21 protein-coding genes are annotated in these 15,181 nt (G+C 62.7%); 3 read left to right on the forward strand and 18 right to left on the reverse strand.

Annotation, left to right across the window (positions count from 1 at the left end):
- Nucleotides 1-104 precede the first annotated feature (104 nt).
- Both FEZ59_RS00010 and FEZ59_RS00015 read right to left on the reverse strand, forming a co-directional pair.
- On the reverse strand, nt 105-1,130 hold the full coding sequence (locus FEZ59_RS00010) for a cation diffusion facilitator family transporter (RefSeq protein ID WP_172932043.1): 1,026 nt from the start codon (nt 1,128-1,130) through the stop codon (nt 105-107).
- Nucleotides 1,127-1,549 (reverse strand): metalloregulator ArsR/SmtB family transcription factor, encoded by a 423-nt coding sequence (locus FEZ59_RS00015; protein WP_172932044.1) that lies wholly within the window; start codon nt 1,547-1,549, stop codon nt 1,127-1,129. Before FEZ59_RS00015 ends, FEZ59_RS00010 begins: the two co-directional genes overlap by 4 nt.
- Nucleotides 1,550-1,658: 109 nt before the next feature.
- Here FEZ59_RS00015 and FEZ59_RS00020 point away from each other — a divergent pair, with 109 nt between their 5' ends.
- Nucleotides 1,659-2,084: a nitroreductase/quinone reductase family protein gene (locus FEZ59_RS00020; RefSeq protein ID WP_172932045.1), complete on the forward strand. Its 426-nt coding sequence runs from the start codon at nt 1,659-1,661 to the stop codon at nt 2,082-2,084.
- Between the two features lie 60 nt (nt 2,085-2,144).
- Here FEZ59_RS00020 and FEZ59_RS00025 read toward each other — a convergent pair whose 3' ends face one another.
- From FEZ59_RS00025 to hisI, 4 genes are all read right to left on the reverse strand, one after another.
- Nucleotides 2,145-2,531 carry a DUF2784 domain-containing protein gene (locus FEZ59_RS00025; RefSeq protein WP_020907994.1) on the reverse strand — a complete coding sequence of 129 codons (387 nt, stop codon included), beginning with the start codon at nt 2,529-2,531 and terminating at the stop codon, nt 2,145-2,147.
- A gap of 73 nt (nt 2,532-2,604) precedes the next feature.
- Nucleotides 2,605-3,231: an SRPBCC family protein gene (locus FEZ59_RS00030; protein WP_021333655.1), complete on the reverse strand. Its 627-nt coding sequence runs from the start codon at nt 3,229-3,231 to the stop codon at nt 2,605-2,607.
- Between the two features lie 24 nt (nt 3,232-3,255).
- Nucleotides 3,256-3,549 carry a DUF1905 domain-containing protein gene (locus FEZ59_RS00035; protein ID WP_019748768.1) on the reverse strand — a complete coding sequence of 98 codons (294 nt, stop codon included), beginning with the start codon at nt 3,547-3,549 and terminating at the stop codon, nt 3,256-3,258.
- 6 nt (nt 3,550-3,555) lie between these two features.
- Nucleotides 3,556-3,903 (reverse strand): phosphoribosyl-AMP cyclohydrolase, encoded by a 348-nt coding sequence (gene hisI / locus FEZ59_RS00040; protein ID WP_172932046.1) that lies wholly within the window; start codon nt 3,901-3,903, stop codon nt 3,556-3,558.
- A gap of 101 nt (nt 3,904-4,004) precedes the next feature.
- Between hisI and FEZ59_RS00045 the strand changes: the two genes are divergently transcribed.
- On the forward strand, nt 4,005-4,526 hold the full coding sequence (locus tag FEZ59_RS00045; protein WP_020907996.1) for a universal stress protein: 522 nt from the start codon (nt 4,005-4,007) through the stop codon (nt 4,524-4,526).
- Nucleotides 4,527-4,547: 21 nt separating this feature from the next.
- Here the strand turns inward: FEZ59_RS00045 and FEZ59_RS00050 are convergent, their stop codons facing one another.
- Nucleotides 4,548-6,029 carry an NAD(P)/FAD-dependent oxidoreductase gene (locus FEZ59_RS00050; protein WP_021333656.1) on the reverse strand — a complete coding sequence of 494 codons (1,482 nt, stop codon included), beginning with the start codon at nt 6,027-6,029 and terminating at the stop codon, nt 4,548-4,550.
- Nucleotides 6,030-6,135: 106 nt separating this feature from the next.
- Between FEZ59_RS00050 and FEZ59_RS00055 the strand changes: the two genes are divergently transcribed.
- The gene (locus FEZ59_RS00055) at nt 6,136-6,765 is read left to right on the forward strand and encodes a TetR family transcriptional regulator (RefSeq protein ID WP_020907998.1); all 630 of its coding nucleotides are present in this window, start codon (nt 6,136-6,138) and stop codon (nt 6,763-6,765) included.
- Here FEZ59_RS00055 and hisF read toward each other — a convergent pair.
- The 11 genes from hisF to FEZ59_RS00110 all read right to left on the reverse strand — a co-directional run bounded on the left by hisF (nt 6,762) and on the right by FEZ59_RS00110 (nt 15,152).
- The gene (gene hisF / locus FEZ59_RS00060) at nt 6,762-7,535 is read right to left on the reverse strand and encodes an imidazole glycerol phosphate synthase subunit HisF (protein WP_003942380.1); all 774 of its coding nucleotides are present in this window, start codon (nt 7,533-7,535) and stop codon (nt 6,762-6,764) included. The two genes, FEZ59_RS00055 and hisF, sit on opposite strands and share 4 nt — an antisense overlap.
- Nucleotides 7,532-8,365 (reverse strand): inositol monophosphatase family protein, encoded by an 834-nt coding sequence (locus FEZ59_RS00065; RefSeq protein WP_021333657.1) that lies wholly within the window; start codon nt 8,363-8,365, stop codon nt 7,532-7,534. Before FEZ59_RS00065 ends, hisF begins: the two co-directional genes overlap by 4 nt.
- Before the next feature lie 9 nt (nt 8,366-8,374).
- The gene (gene priA / locus FEZ59_RS00070; RefSeq protein ID WP_003942371.1) at nt 8,375-9,109 is read right to left on the reverse strand and encodes a bifunctional 1-(5-phosphoribosyl)-5-((5-phosphoribosylamino)methylideneamino)imidazole-4-carboxamide isomerase/phosphoribosylanthranilate isomerase PriA; all 735 of its coding nucleotides are present in this window, start codon (nt 9,107-9,109) and stop codon (nt 8,375-8,377) included.
- A gap of 19 nt (nt 9,110-9,128) precedes the next feature.
- Nucleotides 9,129-9,380: a hypothetical protein gene (locus FEZ59_RS00075; RefSeq protein ID WP_019748773.1), complete on the reverse strand. Its 252-nt coding sequence runs from the start codon at nt 9,378-9,380 to the stop codon at nt 9,129-9,131.
- Nucleotides 9,377-10,012 carry an imidazole glycerol phosphate synthase subunit HisH gene (hisH, locus tag FEZ59_RS00080; RefSeq protein WP_003942389.1) on the reverse strand — a complete coding sequence of 212 codons (636 nt, stop codon included), beginning with the start codon at nt 10,010-10,012 and terminating at the stop codon, nt 9,377-9,379. Before hisH ends, FEZ59_RS00075 begins: the two co-directional genes overlap by 4 nt.
- Nucleotides 10,013-10,021: 9 nt before the next feature.
- Entirely contained in the window at nt 10,022-11,143 is a 1,122-nt protein-coding gene (locus FEZ59_RS00085) for an MFS transporter (RefSeq protein WP_037119544.1), read from the reverse strand.
- A 92-nt stretch (nt 11,144-11,235) separates the two neighbouring features.
- On the reverse strand, nt 11,236-11,385 hold the full coding sequence (locus FEZ59_RS00090; RefSeq protein WP_007732248.1) for a hypothetical protein: 150 nt from the start codon (nt 11,383-11,385) through the stop codon (nt 11,236-11,238).
- Nucleotides 11,382-11,996: an imidazoleglycerol-phosphate dehydratase HisB gene (hisB, locus tag FEZ59_RS00095; RefSeq protein WP_003942383.1), complete on the reverse strand. Its 615-nt coding sequence runs from the start codon at nt 11,994-11,996 to the stop codon at nt 11,382-11,384. The genes FEZ59_RS00090 and hisB overlap by 4 nt, the downstream gene beginning before the upstream one ends.
- Nucleotides 11,993-13,135, reverse strand: coding sequence for a histidinol-phosphate transaminase (locus FEZ59_RS00100; RefSeq protein WP_042449556.1), 1,143 nt, complete (start codon nt 13,133-13,135; stop codon nt 11,993-11,995). The genes hisB and FEZ59_RS00100 overlap by 4 nt, the downstream gene beginning before the upstream one ends.
- The gene (gene hisD / locus FEZ59_RS00105) at nt 13,132-14,454 is read right to left on the reverse strand and encodes a histidinol dehydrogenase (protein ID WP_172932047.1); all 1,323 of its coding nucleotides are present in this window, start codon (nt 14,452-14,454) and stop codon (nt 13,132-13,134) included. The genes FEZ59_RS00100 and hisD overlap by 4 nt, the downstream gene beginning before the upstream one ends.
- A gap of 152 nt (nt 14,455-14,606) precedes the next feature.
- A complete protein-coding gene (locus FEZ59_RS00110; protein WP_172932048.1) occupies nt 14,607-15,152 on the reverse strand; it encodes a hypothetical protein in 546 nt (181 codons plus the stop codon).
- Nucleotides 15,153-15,181 lie beyond the last annotated feature (29 nt).

The raw sequence follows: 15,181 nt of genomic DNA on the forward strand, positions 1-15,181 counted from the left end.
CGATTGATCAAAGATAGGGTTGCATAACCTTTCCATCTCGTCAAATGGCAAAACAAGTTCCCATGCGATCACATAAAGGATTCCGCCAGGTCTGTTTCTGCAGATCAGACCTGGGATTCGAGTGCGGTCTCAATATTCGGTGCGTCATGCGCCGGGTACGCATGCACCAAGGCGGTAGCGAGTTTGGGTACCGCGTGAGTGAGCGAATGCTCGGCGCTGTGTGCAATCGCGTGAGCTTCGGCAAGCGTTGCCCGGGGATCGATGTCGAGTTCTGCATCGGCATGCAGTCGGTGTCCGATCCACCGCATCTTCAGATCACGAACACCGAGGACTCCGGGTTCGTGCATCAATGCATGCTCGGCGCCGTCCACCAACTCCGGTTCGACGCCGTCCATCAACCGCCGGAAGCCGTCTCGCGCTGCAGTCCTCAGCACCGCCACGATGGCCACGGTGATGACAAGGCCGATGATCGGATCTGCCAACGGGAAACCCAGCGCAACTCCCCCGGCCCCCAGAAGGACTGCGAGCGAGGTGAATCCGTCTGTCCGAGCATGCAATCCATCGGCCACCAGGGCCGCTGAACCGATTTGCCTGCCGACCCTGATCCGATACAACGCCACCAATTCGTTTCCGATGAAACCGATCAAACCTGCCGCCGCTACCCAACCGAGGTGCTCGATCTCGACCGGGTTGATCAATCGCCTCACCGCCTCGACACCGGCGATCACTGCCGACAGTGCGATCATGGCGAGCACGAACAGTCCGGCCAAATCCTCCGCACGCCCGAAACCATAGGTATAGCGCCTGGTTGCAGCGCGCCGACCGAGCGCAAAGGCAATCCAGAGTGGGACTGCCGTGAGCGCGTCGGAGAAGTTGTGAATGGTGTCCGCCAGCAGCGCCACCGAACCCGAGATCGCCACGATCGCAACCTGAGCAACTGCGGTGACTCCGAGCGCGACAAGACTGATCTTGACCGCCCGGATGCCGATTGCGCTCGATTCCAACGCGTCGTCGACACTGTCGGCAGCGTCGTGACTGTGCGGGGAGAACACTTCGCGAACTGCCGATCGAAACCCCTTCGGGCCGTGGACATGGCCGTGGCCGTGGGACGTCTTTGGTTCGTGCGTCATGACGCACCTTCTTCTTGATCGCTACGATCGACCTTCGCCGAGCGCTCCGGGTGTATCTCCCGAAGCTCACCTTCACTACGGTGATGCCCCGGCAATCCTGGTCCGGCATGCTCGGCATTGAAGACCGCATCCGTAACCAGTTGGCGCACATGGTCGTTCTCCAGACGATAGAACACCGTCGTACCATCGCGGCGCGTTCGTACCAACCTTGCCATGCGCAATTTCGCCAGGTGCTGCGACACCGACGGCGCCGGCTTGCCGACGCGTTCCGCCAGTTCGTTCACCGAGCACTCGCGATCTACCAATGCCCACAAAACCTGCACACGGGTTGCGTCGGCCAGCATGCGGAACACCTCGACGACGAGGTCGACTTGATCATCGGGAAGCTTACGGCGACAAACATCACTATCTGCGTTCATACGTAGATAGTAGATCATGCTGGACGCCGAAGATGACCTCTCGTCGATTCACCAGTTGTGCAAAGCTTGGCGGCAGAGCCCTTCGCCACTCGCAGACCGGGAGACAACGATGAGTACCGACGATTGGAACGCAGGAATCATTGCGGAATTTCGGGAGAACGAGGGCAAGGTAGGTGGCCCCTTCGAAGGTGCGCCCATGGTGTTGGTCCACCACACAGGACGCAAATCCGGACGCGGTTCCGTGAGTCCCATGATGTATCTGGCAGACGAGCAGGATCCGAAGACCATCTACGTTTTTGCATCCAAGGCCGGTGCCCCGACCAACCCCGACTGGTACTACAACCTCGTTGCCACCGACCAGGCAGAGGTCGAGATCGGCACCGAAACATACCCGGTCTCCGTCAGCGAAGTAACCGGCGAGAAGCGTGACCGCATCTACGACGAGCAGGCCAGTCGATACCCGGGATTTGCCGAATATGCGGAGAAGACAGCTGGGATCCGCACAATCCCGGTGGTGGCACTGACTCGCGCGTAAATCCAGGTAGCGCTTCCCTGTCGTTTCCATTCGGAAACGGCAGGGATCGTTTGTACGGAATCACGACACTGAAGACGCTTTGACCTCAGCCTTCGAATGCCGTCCGAGCAGCACGTATCCGACCCAGGATCCGACAACCACTGTCGCCGCGAGCGCCTGTACCAGGCCTTCGATACTCGCCGGATAGAACACGCCGGTGATGTAGTGCGAGATGAATCCGGTGGACGGCAACTCCGCGATACCGGCCATTCGGCGGGCCCAGTTCTCGAGATTGGTCAGCGGGCAGTCATATCCGACCGCTATCGAACCGGCTCCCCAGACGACTGCAAGAAGGTGAAAACCGATGGTACGACGCCACTTCCACGCCACGAACCCACCCAGCACCACATAGAGGACAAACGCGAAGTGGACGAACACCGTCACTACTTCGATGAGCCGATACACCATCGTCGTCTCCGCTCGTGGCGCGGAAGTCCCGCAACAACCAGACTAATCCGATGTTAGTCCTCGTAGAGGTGATCTACCCGGCGTATGCAGCGGTCGTGCGAGCAGCGGCGGCTGCAGCCGCATCCGGGTCGTCGCCCGATGCGATCGCAGCTTCGGCCCACAGTTCACTGCTTCCCGCGATGAATGCCTTGGCCTCGTCGCTCGCCGACCACTCGGGTGTCTCGAGTGGCGTCGCGATCCCCAGTTCCACGTGTCGAGCCAGCCCGAGCAGTCCCATGTCCCACCCGACACCGACGGCACCTGGACCGTACTCGGCCCACCGATCCGGCGCCACGTCCGCGGCGTGTTCGAAGTCGAACAGCGTTGCACCACTGCCTTTTTCGGCGAGATTCACAGTCACATAGCTCACATCGCCGCCGTATTCCCAGGTGATGCGAAGTGTTCGAGGAGCATCGCACGCCAAAATTTCGCCGCCGGCGTTGCCCTCCAGCTGATAGTGGCCGCCGATCCTGGCTTCTCCCCCGACCGGCATGAACCATTGGGGAATGCGGTCGAACTCGGTGATCGCTGCCCAGACCGTGCCGATGGGCGCCGCGAGGGTCCGCGACATGCGCAACGTGCGTGTTTTCGACTCGTCACCGCCGAACGGGCTCAGCTCTCGCGCTACCACCTGCAACGAATCAACCGCTCTGTCGACCACGACGCTCCTTGGTTCGGGAAAACTTCAGCTCAGTCGCTGCTGTAGATGTACCGATACTTCTTCTCCAGCGGCACTCTTGCCGATCGCCTTGCAGAGCGCCACGCGCAGCGGAAGCCAGTGTGGACCGTCACCGGACGGCATCAGCGTCGCCTCGAAGGGATGTTCACCATCGAGAGTCCCGACCACCTTCACAGCGCGCCTGGTTCCCAGAAGTTCCGCCGAACCAGGCACCGTCAGAAATGTCGCGAACGCCCCGTCTTTCTCGATGGGAGCGGTGAAGGCGTAATCGAGCGGTTGTGGAGTCTTGTCAGCGGCCATCTCGTGTCACTGTTCCGAAGCGAGCAGGACGTCGGTGTCGAAACACGTGTGAGTGCCGGTGTGGCACGCGGCGCCCTCCTGATCGACGATCAGCAAGACGGAATCGCCGTCACAGTCGAGGCGCACCTCGTGCACGTACTGGGTGTGCCCGGAGGTCTCTCCCTTGACCCAGTACTGCTGCCGCGAGCGCGAATAGTACGTCCCCTTACGGGTTTCCAGTGTTCGCGCGAGCGCTTCGTCGTCCATCCACGCGACCATCAGCACATCACCGGTCGACTTCTCCTGCGCAACCGCGCTGAACAGTCCGGCGTCGTTTCGCTTCAGCTTCGCCGCGATTGCGGGATCAAGGCTCATATGACGTTTATACCTTCCACCTGTGACTTCCGTGGAATTCCCCTGCTTGGTCGCCGTAGAATGGAAGTTTCTTCGCTTCTCGCTCTGGAAGAGGATCCGACATGAACCATCAACGTCATGACGGCCCACACCCGGAGTACACCTGCCACCTCGTGAACGCGAGCACCGATCGCGTCCCGACCCGCCACATCGTTGTCGGGATCGGCACAGGCCTGAGCGGCAAGAATGTCGTCAGCTACGGATTGACGCTTGCCGCCAAGGAGGATTCAGCACTCCACGTCGTTCACTGCATCACGTCCGAGGACTTGCCTGTCGAAACCGACTCACCACAGTTCGAAACGCGTCTGCACGACGAGATGGTGTCGCAACGCGAACAGACAACCTCGACGCTTGCCTCGCACACGGACACCTGGACATACGACTGTACCTACGGCGACCCGGCCGGTGTCATCCTCGCGACCGCGGACAAGTACGACGCCTTCACCATCGTGATCGGCTCACCGCGAAAAGGCGCTGCCTCCGCGGTGAGCCAACTGATACACAGCTCGGTCTCTTCCCGACTGAACCGGCAGAACCGCTATCCCGTGATATCGGTTCCGAGCGGAGTCAGATCGGCGAGATAGCCGAACACGGGGCATGCCCGCCTAGCTGATCGAATAATCCTCGAGCGGAAAGCGTTTCGCTTCGACAAACGCATTGCGTGTAGACGTGGGCCGCAGGATCGCCGCCTCCCCGTGCTGATTGAAGTAGTAGCTCCGCGCAGTCTGGCAACTGCCGCCGTAAAAGACGGAGTCCGCGAGGTTCTCCGTCATCCGGTCCAGGAACTCGGCGTTGGCGGTTTCGGTGACCTCGAACGTCTCCGCGCCACGCCGTTTCACCTCACCGAACAGTCGATCCATGTGCTGCATCTGGGATTCGATAGTCGTGAAGTAGGACAACCCGCTGTACGAGTACGGACTGGCGAGCGTGAGGAAATTGGGGAAGTAGGGAACCGCGACCCCCTCATAGGCCTGGAAACGGTTGTCGCGCCACCACTTACCGAGGTTTCGGCCCTCACGGCCGATAACCTCGATGGCCGGAAAGTTCACATCCCAGAGGTTGAATCCCGTTGCCAGCACCAGGGTGTCGATCTCGGTCTTGCGGCCGTCGGCCGTGACGATTCCGTCGGCAGCAATGTGGTCGATCGACGTGGTTTCGAGGTGCACGTTGTCTTTGGTGAAGGTACGGAAATAGCTGTTCGAGAATGTGGGTCGCTTGCACCCGAAGTCGTAGTCCGGTGTGAGTTGCTCGCGGAGATGCGCGTCACGGACCTGCGACCGCAGAAACGCTCGTGATGCGGCTGCAGCGCCCTTGTTCAACAGTTTGACCTGCTTGTAATGCAGGACCGCGCTGACCATGATCATTTCGAGTATCGACGAACTGACAGCGCGGGCGATTCGCTGGGTGAGCGGAATGCGCGAGAACAGCTTCTGCACTGCGCTCGGAATGGGGACGTCGATCTTGGGAACGACCCAGATCGGGGTGCGTTGGTAGACGGTCAACTCTGCGGCCTGCCGCGCCACCTCGGGGATCAACTGCACGGCGGTGGCGCCGGTTCCGATGATTGCAGTCTTGGTGCCCGACAAGTCGTAGGAATCGTCCCAGGCGGTGGTGTGGATGATCTTGCCCGCAAATTCATCGATACCGGAGATGTCCGGTCGATGGGGCTGCGAGAGGAAACCCGTCGCAGTCAGGAGGTACTTGGCAGTGATGTCCGGTGCCCCCTCCACGGAGACCACCCAGTGCGAGGAATCTTCGTCCCAGCGGGCTCCGTTGACCACGGCACCGAACGTCATGTGCTTCCGCAGGTCGTACTTGTCCGCGACATGATCGGCGTACTTCTTGAGTTCGGCACCCGGTGCGAAGAGCCTGGACCAGTTCGGATTGGGCTCGAACGAATACGAGTAGGTGACCGACGCGATGTCGACAGCCAAACCGGGATAGCGGTTGACGTGCCAGGTTCCACCCAGATCGTCCTCACGCTCGAGAATCGCCAGGTTGTCCAGGCCCATCCGCTTGAGTTGAATGGCCGCACCCATTCCGCCGAAGCCCGCCCCCACCACTACTGCGTCGTACTGCACTGCCATCGGAGAATCCCTCTCATGAACTGCACACCCATGAACCACGCACCCGTGAACTGCACATCAGAAACTGACACGTCATTCCGTTATTGAGAACGGTATCATTCCAGACGTGACGAAGGCCATGACCCGAGCGGAACGAAAAAAAGCGGAATTGCGCCGCGAGATCATCGACGCATCATTCGAGTGCTTCGCGGAACGCGGCTACCACGCGACCGGAATTGCCGATATCGCAACAACTCTCGGAATCGGTCACGGGACCTTCTACCGGTACTTCGAGAACAAGCGCGACATCATCGACCACGTCATCGACGATCTGATCGCAAAGATCATCAGCGCACTCGCCGTCGAAAATGCCCCTGACGCAGCAAATACGTTGGACGAGTACCGCGCCCAGGTCGGTCGCATCGCCGAAGCGCTCCCCCGCATCTTCTTCGACGACCCGCGCATTCCGCGGGTTCTGCTCTTCGAGACGACAGGCGTCGACGCCGATCTCACTGGCCGGATGCTCGATCTACTCGACCAGTCGGCATCGTTGACCGCGGCGTACCTGCATCACGGAGTCGAATGCGGCTATCTACGCGCCGACCTCGACGTCGACAACACTGCGCAGGCCGTCAACGGCATGATGCTGGCAAGTGCGATTCAAGGATTGCGAGCCGATTCGTCCGTCGACTGCACCACGCTGAACCAAGCCATCAGCCGCCTCATGTTCGACGGAATCCGCGCCGAGAACGCCTAGCGAACGACGATTCCCTCGGCACGCATCGCATCCTTGACCTCCGGGATGCTCAGATCGCCGAAGTGGAAGACACTCGCTGCGAGAACTGCGTCTGCGCCCGCTTCGACTGCCGGGGCAAAGTGCTCGACCAGGCCGGCACCGCCACTGGCGATCACCGGTACGTGGACTGCTGCCCGGACAGCGCGGATCATCAGAAGGTCGAAGCCCGCTTTGGTGCCGTCGGCATCCATCGAGTTGAGCAGGATCTCCCCCACTCCCAACTCGGCACCACGCTCGGCCCACTCGACAGCGTCGATGCCCGTGCCGCGCTTGCCCCCGTGCGTGGTGACCTCCCACCCCGACGGTGTGTCCGGCTGCCCCTGGGGAACGGTGCGGGCGTCGACCGAGAGGACGATGCACTGCGAGCCGAAACGCTCACTCAGTTCCTTGAGCAGTTCCGGGCGCGCAATCGCCGCGGTGTTGACGCTGACCTTGTCTGCACCGGCACGCAGCAGACGATCGACGTCCGCGACCGTGCGCACTCCACCGCCGACGGTCAGAGGAATGAAAACCTGCTCGGCAGTACGACTTACGACGTCGAGCATCGTGCCACGATCCGACGTCGAGGCGGTGACGTCCAGGAAGGTCAGTTCGTCGGCGCCCTGAGCGTCGTACGCTGCCGCGAGTTCCACGGGATCTCCGGCGTCGCGAAGATTCTCGAAGTTGACACCCTTGACCACTCGTCCGGCGTCGACGTCGAGGCACGGAATCACACGAACTGCGAGGGTCATGACTGTGGTCCTCCTGAGGACGAAGCGCGCGGATCACCGAGCGCGTTGAGGATATCGAGAATCTCACCGTGGATGCCCGGGGCGGCAGCGAGCACCGACTCCGATTCTACGGTCCACGGGTTGCCGGCCAGATCGGTGACCACCCCGCCCGCACCGCGAACGAGAGCGACCCCGGCCGCGTTGTCCCACGCGTTGCGGCCGTAGACGATCGCTCCGCCCAGGATGCCGGCCGCCGTGAAAGCGAGATCGACTCCGGTGGAGCCGTGTATCCGGATCCGCGAGGACACCTTGCTGATCTCGGCGAGGAGGTCGAGACGGAAACTGCCGGGGATCCGGCCGCGACTGTTGACGTTGAGGGCACCCAATCCGACGATCGACGACGCCAGATCGGTTGGCTCCAGCGGCGGTACGGCGATTCCGTTGACCAACAACGGACCGCCGGCACGAGTGGCGTACGTGTGACCGATCAACGGAAGCCAGGTCAATCCGAGTACCGGGACACCATCGTCGAGAAGCGCCAACAGTGTTCCGGCAGTGGGCAATCCGGCCGAGTAGTTGAAAGTACCGTCGACGGGGTCGAGAACCCAGACGAGCCCCGAACCGACGTCTGGGCCGCCGAATTCCTCGCCGTGCACCTCGATGCCGGTCTGCTCGAACAACTCCGCGGTCAACCGCTTCTCGAGCGCAAGATCGACCTCGGTGGCAAAATCACCCCAGCCCTTGCGGACCGCACTCGGGGCGCCGACACCGGCGACGAACTGATCGTGGACGCCGTCGAGAAGCCGACCCGCAATCGCGAGAAGTTCGTCGAGGTCACGCGTCGGAGTCATCTGGAAAATCTATCCGGAAACTGCTGCCAGTGCTTCGGGGAGCGTGAAGCGACCGGCATACAGCGCCTTGCCGACGATCGCGCCCTCGACACCCTGATCTACCAGGCTGGAAATGGCGAGCAGATCCTCGATGGTCGACACACCACCGGAGGCGACGACGTGAGCGTCGGTGACAGCGCAGACTTGACTGAGAAGTTCGAGGTTGGGACCGGTGAGTGTGCCGTCTTTGGAGACGTCGGTGACGACGTAACGGGTGCAGCCGTCGCGATCGAGACGGGCCAGGGTCTCCCACAGATCGCCGCCGTCGGTGACCCAGCCGCGCCCACGGGTGCGGTACTGGCCGTCGACCAGACGAACGTCGAGTCCGACGGCGATCTTGTCGCCGTACTTGGCCAATGCACGGGCACACCACTCGGGATCTTCGATAGCGGCGGTTCCGAGATTGACGCGGGCACAGCCGGTGGCCAGTGCAGCTTCCAGGGAAGCGTCGTCGCGGATTCCTCCGGAGAGTTCCACCTTGACCGTCAGGTCGCCGATGACGCCTGCCAGCAGTTCGCTGTTGGACCCACGCCCGAAAGCGGCGTCGAGGTCGACAAGATGCACCCATTCGGCACCGTCGTTCTGCCACGCAAGAGCAGCGTCGCGGGGCGACCCGTAACCGGTCTCACTTCCCGCCTCTCCTTGCACGAGGCGAACAGCTTCACCGTTGACAACATCTACAGCAGGCAAAAGGACCAGGCTCACGTGCGGTAACCCTAGTAGGTCAGGACCTCGAACCGTCTTCCGGGTCACCGAACGCTTTTCGGGTCATCCGCTTGGATACGACGCCCATTGCCGCGATCGCAGCAACGACCCCCACGAGACCGATCGCGAGACCGACACCCGGCGAGGGTTTGAGCACGACGATGACGACGGTGGCGACCGCCAACGCAGCCACAGCGGCGCCGAGCGAGAACAACGCCAGACGAGCGAGGGAAAAGTCGTCGCCGCGGTTCGGGCCGGAACTCCCGGTCACAAACTCTGCACCCAGTTGCTCAGCAACTCGGCGCCTGCGTCGCCGGATTTCTCGGGGTGGAACTGCGTTGCCGACAACGCACCGTTCTCGACGGCAGCGAGGAACTTTCCGCCGTGATCTGCCCACGTCAGCTTCGGAGGTGCGATGTGCTCGGACGGCGCGAGTTCCCAACTCTGCACACCGTACGAGTGAACGAAGTAGAAGCGGGTGTCGGCGTCGATACCCTTGAACAGCGTGCTCGACTCCGGAGCCTCCACGGTGTTCCAGCCCATGTGCGGCAAAACCTCTGCTTGCAGCCTCTCGACGGTGCCAGGCCATTCGCCGCAGCCCTCCGCCTCGACACCGAATTCGACTCCGCGGTCGAACAGAATCTGCATGCCGACGCAGATACCCAGCACCGGTCGGCCACCGGCCAAGCGTCTACCGATGATTCGGTCACCCTGAACTGCGCGCAGACCTTCCATGCAGGCCGCGAACGCGCCGACACCGGGTACCACGAGACCGTCTGCCGCCAGTGCAACCTTCATATCGTTGGTCACCTCCACCTGCGCCCCGGTGCGCGCCAGTGCGCGAGTAGCGGAATGCAGGTTGCCGGAGCCGTAATCGAGTACAGCAATCGTGGAAGCGCTCATGCCCCAACTCTATCGGGCAACCCTGTTGCCGATCACTTTGCCGCCCGCGGCCAGTGCCGGGAGCAGAGCGACAACGACCGCGGAGACCGCGAAGACCCACGCATAGCCGGCAGTCGTGGCCACGAATCCCAACGCCAGTGCACCGATTCCGGTGCCGGCGTCGTAGCCGATGTTCCAGATCGCGCTGGCGGATCCGAGTTGCCTCGGGCCGGCAGCCTGAAACGCCATGACCAAGGATTCGTTCTGCACCGCCCCGAACCCGAGCCCGAAAAGGACCGCCGCGCAGAACAAGACCGGCGTCGACCCGCCGTCGACGTTGATCGCGAACAGCACCAATCCGATGGTCGACGACGCCAATGCCGGCGCGAGTGTCCGACCACTGCCGAGACGATCGGCGATCAGGCCCGCCGAGTACCGGCCGATCAACATCGATCCACTGGCGGTCGCCAACACCACACCTGCAACGGCCGCGCGCTCCGAGATTGCGATCGGCAGTAGAGACGACAGCCCGCCGAACGACGCGGACACACACGCCAGAGCGAGCACCGGGACCAAGACGACGAACACACTCAACCGGGCGGATTCGCCGGTGGGCTGGGCGAAGATCTTCGGCAACCCGGCAATGGCCACCAGCGCGAGTGCCGGGATCAGCGCACCGAGAACGAACACCGGTGTTGCCGACCACCGTTCCATGATCGCAAGTCCCAGCGGAAGCCCCGCCATTTGTGACGCTGCGATCGCGATTCCCTGAGCGCCGGTGGCACGGCCCAGAATTCGTTTGGGCGCCAACTCCGCCACGAGCGCACTGCCGGCAACAGTCAGCATGCCGAAACCGATTCCTCGCACCGCGGAAACCGCCAGGACGGGGCCGGCGTCGGCCGAGATCAACAGCACCAACGACGGTGGACCGAGGAGCAGACATCCGACCGCCAGCACGCGCCGGTAGCCCTGCGTCCGCAACAACCGAGGCACGAGCAGTTGCGTCACGACCGTGGCCGCCATGAAGACACCGGTCACCGATCCGGCGAGCGCATCCGATCCGCCGGAATGCGCAACCAGCAACGGCACCACCGGCAACAGCAACGACCAGCCACCGAAAGCTGCCGCCGCCATGATCAGGACACCGATCATGCCCGGAGTGCGAAGCAACCCCGGCGATGGAGCAGGATCTTGCGTCTCAGACACAGTCACTTTTCGCGTCACAGACGCAGTCACTTTTCGCGTCACAGACGCAGTGCGCCCGCTACCGCCGCCAGAACCGCCAACGCCAGAAGGATTCCCGACGCAAGCTTGTTGACCTTGAACATCGAGTAGGCGCCGCCCACGGCAATACCCGCGCCGATGAACAGCAGGTAGGTGAAGAGGACGCTCACAGTGTGCCCTTCGTCGACGGCACGCCACTCACGCGCGGATCCGGCTCGACCGCCTCACGCAGAGCGCGCGCAACGGCCTTGTACTCGGCTTCGGTGATGTGATGCTGATCGCGGCCGTACAGAACCCGAACGTGCAGTGCGATACGTGCATTCAATGCGATCGACTCGAACACGTGGCGGTTGATCACCGCGTGATACGGAACACCCGGGTACCCGCCGATGACGGAATGCACCATGTAGTCGGGCTCACCGGTGTGCACGCAGTAAGGGCGACCGGAGACATCGACCGACGCGTGCGCCAACGTTTCGTCCATCGGGATGAAAGCGTCGCCGAAACGACGGATGCCCTTCTTGTCGCCGAGTGCCTGGCCGAGCGCCTGGCCGAAAACGATCGCGGTGTCCTCGACGGTGTGGTGGGCGTCGATCTCGACGTCACCCTTCGCCTTGACGTCGAGATCGAAGCTGGCGTGCGTACCCAAGGCATTGAGCATGTGGTCGAAGAACGGAACGCCGGTGGAGACGTCGACGATGCCGGTCCCGTCCAGATTCAGTTCGACGACGATGCTTGATTCCCGAGTTGTTCGTTCGATCCGCGCGATGCGATCGCTCATGCCGTCTCTCCTGAATTCGTGTCGACCAGCTGGGTGCCTGCGATTTCGTCACTGGCCTTGATGAACGCGTCGTTCTCGGCTTCGAGTCCCACGGTGGCCCGCAGATATCCGGGGATGCCGATGTCGCGGATGAGAACCCCGCGGTCGAGGTATTCCTTCCACGCCTGTGCGCTGTCCGTGAACTGACCGAACAAGATGAAGTTCGCGTCACTGGGAATCACTCGGAAACCGGTGTCCGCCAGCGCCTTCGACACTCGATCGCGCTCGGCGGACAAGGCGTGCACACTGCCGAGGGTCTCGTCGGCGTGACGCAGGGCGGCACGTGCCGCCGCTTGCGTGACCACCGAGAGGTGATAAGGCAAGCGCACCAACAACAGTGCGTCGATGAACGCGGGAGCGGCGGCGAGGTAGCCGAGTCGGCCACCGGCAAACGCGAAAGCCTTGCTCATGGTGCGGGTCACAACCAGCTTGGCCGGGAACTCGTCGATCAGCGTCATCGCGCTGGGGGCAGCGGAGAACTCCGCGTACGCCTCGTCCACGATCACGATGCCCGGCGCCACGTCGAGGATGCGTCGCAGTTCCGCAATCCCGACGCTGTGTCCGGTCGGGTTGTTGGGGCTAGTCACGAACACGACGTCGGGTCGACGTTCCGCGATCACGGTGACGGCAGCATCCACGTCGAGTGCGAAGTCGTCCCGACGGAAGACCTCGACCCACTCGGTATCGGTACCGTCGGCGATGATCGGGTGCATCGAGTACGAGGGCACAAAACCCATCGCGCTACGTCCCGGACCTGCGAAGGCCTGCAACAGCTGCTGCAGAATCTCGTTCGATCCGTTTGCCGCCCACAGATTGTCTACGGTGACCGGTACACCTGTCTGCTTCGCCAGGTACGCAGCCAGATCCGTCCGCAACGCCACAGCGTCACGGTCGGGGTAGCGGTGCAGTTCCTTCGCGGCTTCGCGCACGGATTCGGCCACATCGTCGATGAGCGCCTGGGTCGGCGGATGCGGGTTCTCGTTCGTGTTGAGCTGAACCGGAACCGTCAACTGCGGTGCGCCGTACGCCGACTTTCCACGCAGGTTCTCGCGAATCGGAAGGGCGTCGACCGAAATCGACTCTCCAGGAGCACTACTCATCGCAGAGCCTCGAATCGCAGACGCACAGCCTCGCCATGAGCCGGCAGATCCTCCGCATTGGCCAGCGTGATGACGTGTCCGGCAACGTCTTTCAGTGCAGACTCGGAGTAGTCGATCACGTGGATTCCACGAAGGAACGTCTGCACACTCAGACCGGAGGAGTGGCGTGCACACCCGGCCGTCGGCAGAACGTGGTTGGAGCCGGCACAGTAGTCGCCGAGGCTGACCGGCGCCCATGGGCCGACGAACACGGCACCAGCGCTGGTGACCTGAGCTGCGACACCGGTTGCGTCCTCGGTCTGAATCTCGAGGTGCTCGGCCGCATAAGCGTTGACGACGCGCAGACCAGCGGAAACATCAGAAACCAGCACCGTGCCCGACTGGCTGCCGGTCAGTGCCGTGGTGACGCGTTCGCGGTGCTTGGTGATTTCGAGCTGCGCAGCCAGAGCCTTGTCGACCGCGTCGGCCAATTCGACGCTGGTCGTGACAAGAACGCTGGCGGCCATCACGTCGTGCTCGGCCTGACTGATGAGGTCGGCGGCAACGTGGACCGGGTCAGCGGTGTGGTCGGCGAGGATCGCGATCTCGGTGGGACCGGCTTCTGCGTCGATGCCGACCAGTCCGCGGCACAGACGCTTGGCCGCAGTGACGTAGATGTTGCCGGGACCGGTGATGAGGTCGACCGGGACAAGCTCGGTTCCATCGGTGTCGGTTCCGCCGTAGGTAAGGAGGGCGACGCCCTGCCCGCCGCCGACGGCCCACACCTCGTCGACGCCGAGCATGGCTGCGGCGGCAAGAATGGTCGGGTGCGGCAATCCGCCGAAGTCGGCTTGGGGCGGCGAGGCGACAACAAGCGACCCGACGTCGGCCGTCTGGGCCGGCACGACGTTCATGACAACGCTCGACGGGTACACGGCATTGCCACCGGGTACGTACAGCCCGACGCGCTCGACCGGAACCCAACGCTCGGTGACCGTGCCGCCCGGAACGACCTCGGTGACGGTGTCCTTGCGACGCTGATCGGCGTGCACCTTGCGGGTGCGCTCGATCGCAACCTCGAGTGCTTCCTTGACTGCGGGGTCGAGTTCACGAAGTGCGCGCTCGAGCTCGGCTGCGGGTACACGAACCGAAGCCGGACGAACGCCGTCGAACTTCTCGCCGAACTCGAGGGCGGCTTCTGCCCCGCGATCACGAACAGCTTCGACCATCGGGCGAACCTGATGCAGCACCGCGTCCACATCCACTCCACCTCGGGGAAGCGCGGCGCGAAGTTCGGCCGTGGATGGGGTACGACCACGCAGGTCGGTGCGGGCAAGCATGAGAGTTCCTCTCGTACGCAAACGGGGTGCCTGTGCAAGCGGCAGCAAACCGGTCCGGCATTACAGGCCTGAACAACGCGCCTGAAACACAGAACTGATGTCAATTATCCAGGATAGGCGCACCCCATTTTTCACCGGTCCACCTGCGACGCTCACTGCAGGTCCGGCGCCCGCCGCCGGGCGAGTTCGATCAGCTCGTCCCTTCGGTCGGTCGCCACCGAGATTTCGCGTCCGTCGTGCAGACGAAAGCGGACCCCGGCGCCGGGTGACGCGAGAATTACCCGCATACCTGGGCCGGTCATTCGATAACCGATTCCGGTGCCCATCCCGATATGTACTGCAGTTGCAGACACAACTTCGTCCCACCGAAATACCTGACGCAGCCCCGGAGACAGCGCGATCGACACTCGTTCGACGTCTGTGGTGATGATCACGCGCACCTTCCACATGTACGCGGCCAACCCGAAGGACAGGACCGCGGACAACACGGCGCCGACGTAGCCCGCCGGGTCGTGTTCCACGATCGCCGCGAACCCGCAGACAATCACCAGGACAATTCCGAGGACGACGCACAATGCGGCCGTCGAACGCCGCAGAAGTGGGCTCAACGAAATGGACTCGTGAACTTCGTGCACAGCACCCCCGCCTCGATCGCCGACAACCCCCGCACCGCGGAACGGCACCGGGAACACGACCATCCCATTACTCGCGCTTTTATAACAAACAC

It is taken from the genome of Rhodococcus sp. MS13, from assembly GCF_013277835.1.
GTDB lineage: Bacteria > Actinomycetota > Actinomycetes > Mycobacteriales > Mycobacteriaceae > Rhodococcus_F > Rhodococcus_F erythropolis.

Coding starts and splice junctions, on each gene's coding strand:
- FEZ59_RS00010 (WP_172932043.1), bottom strand. CDS start 1,130: ATGACGCACGAACCAAAGACGTCCCACGGCCACGGCCATGTCCACGGC.
- FEZ59_RS00015 (WP_172932044.1), bottom strand. CDS start 1,549: ATGAACGCAGATAGTGATGTTTGTCGCCGTAAGCTTCCCGATGATCAA.
- FEZ59_RS00020 (WP_172932045.1), top strand. CDS start 1,659: ATGAGTACCGACGATTGGAACGCAGGAATCATTGCGGAATTTCGGGAG.
- FEZ59_RS00025 (WP_020907994.1), bottom strand. CDS start 2,531: ATGGTGTATCGGCTCATCGAAGTAGTGACGGTGTTCGTCCACTTCGCG.
- FEZ59_RS00035 (WP_019748768.1), bottom strand. CDS start 3,549: ATGGCCGCTGACAAGACTCCACAACCGCTCGATTACGCCTTCACCGCT.
- hisI (WP_172932046.1), bottom strand. CDS start 3,903: ATGAGCCTTGATCCCGCAATCGCGGCGAAGCTGAAGCGAAACGACGCC.
- FEZ59_RS00045 (WP_020907996.1), top strand. CDS start 4,005: ATGAACCATCAACGTCATGACGGCCCACACCCGGAGTACACCTGCCAC.
- FEZ59_RS00050 (WP_021333656.1), bottom strand. CDS start 6,029: ATGGCAGTGCAGTACGACGCAGTAGTGGTGGGGGCGGGCTTCGGCGGA.
- hisF (WP_003942380.1), bottom strand. CDS start 7,535: ATGACCCTCGCAGTTCGTGTGATTCCGTGCCTCGACGTCGACGCCGGA.
- FEZ59_RS00065 (WP_021333657.1), bottom strand. CDS start 8,365: ATGACTCCGACGCGTGACCTCGACGAACTTCTCGCGATTGCGGGTCGG.
- hisH (WP_003942389.1), bottom strand. CDS start 10,012: ATGAGCGCTTCCACGATTGCTGTACTCGATTACGGCTCCGGCAACCTG.
- FEZ59_RS00085 (WP_037119544.1), bottom strand. CDS start 11,143: ATGATCGGTGTCCTGATCATGGCGGCGGCAGCTTTCGGTGGCTGGTCG.
- hisB (WP_003942383.1), bottom strand. CDS start 11,996: ATGAGCGATCGCATCGCGCGGATCGAACGAACAACTCGGGAATCAAGC.
- FEZ59_RS00100 (WP_042449556.1), bottom strand. CDS start 13,135: ATGAGTAGTGCTCCTGGAGAGTCGATTTCGGTCGACGCCCTTCCGATT.
- hisD (WP_172932047.1), bottom strand. CDS start 14,454: ATGCTTGCCCGCACCGACCTGCGTGGTCGTACCCCATCCACGGCCGAA.
- FEZ59_RS00110 (WP_172932048.1), bottom strand. CDS start 15,152: ATGGTCGTGTTCCCGGTGCCGTTCCGCGGTGCGGGGGTTGTCGGCGAT.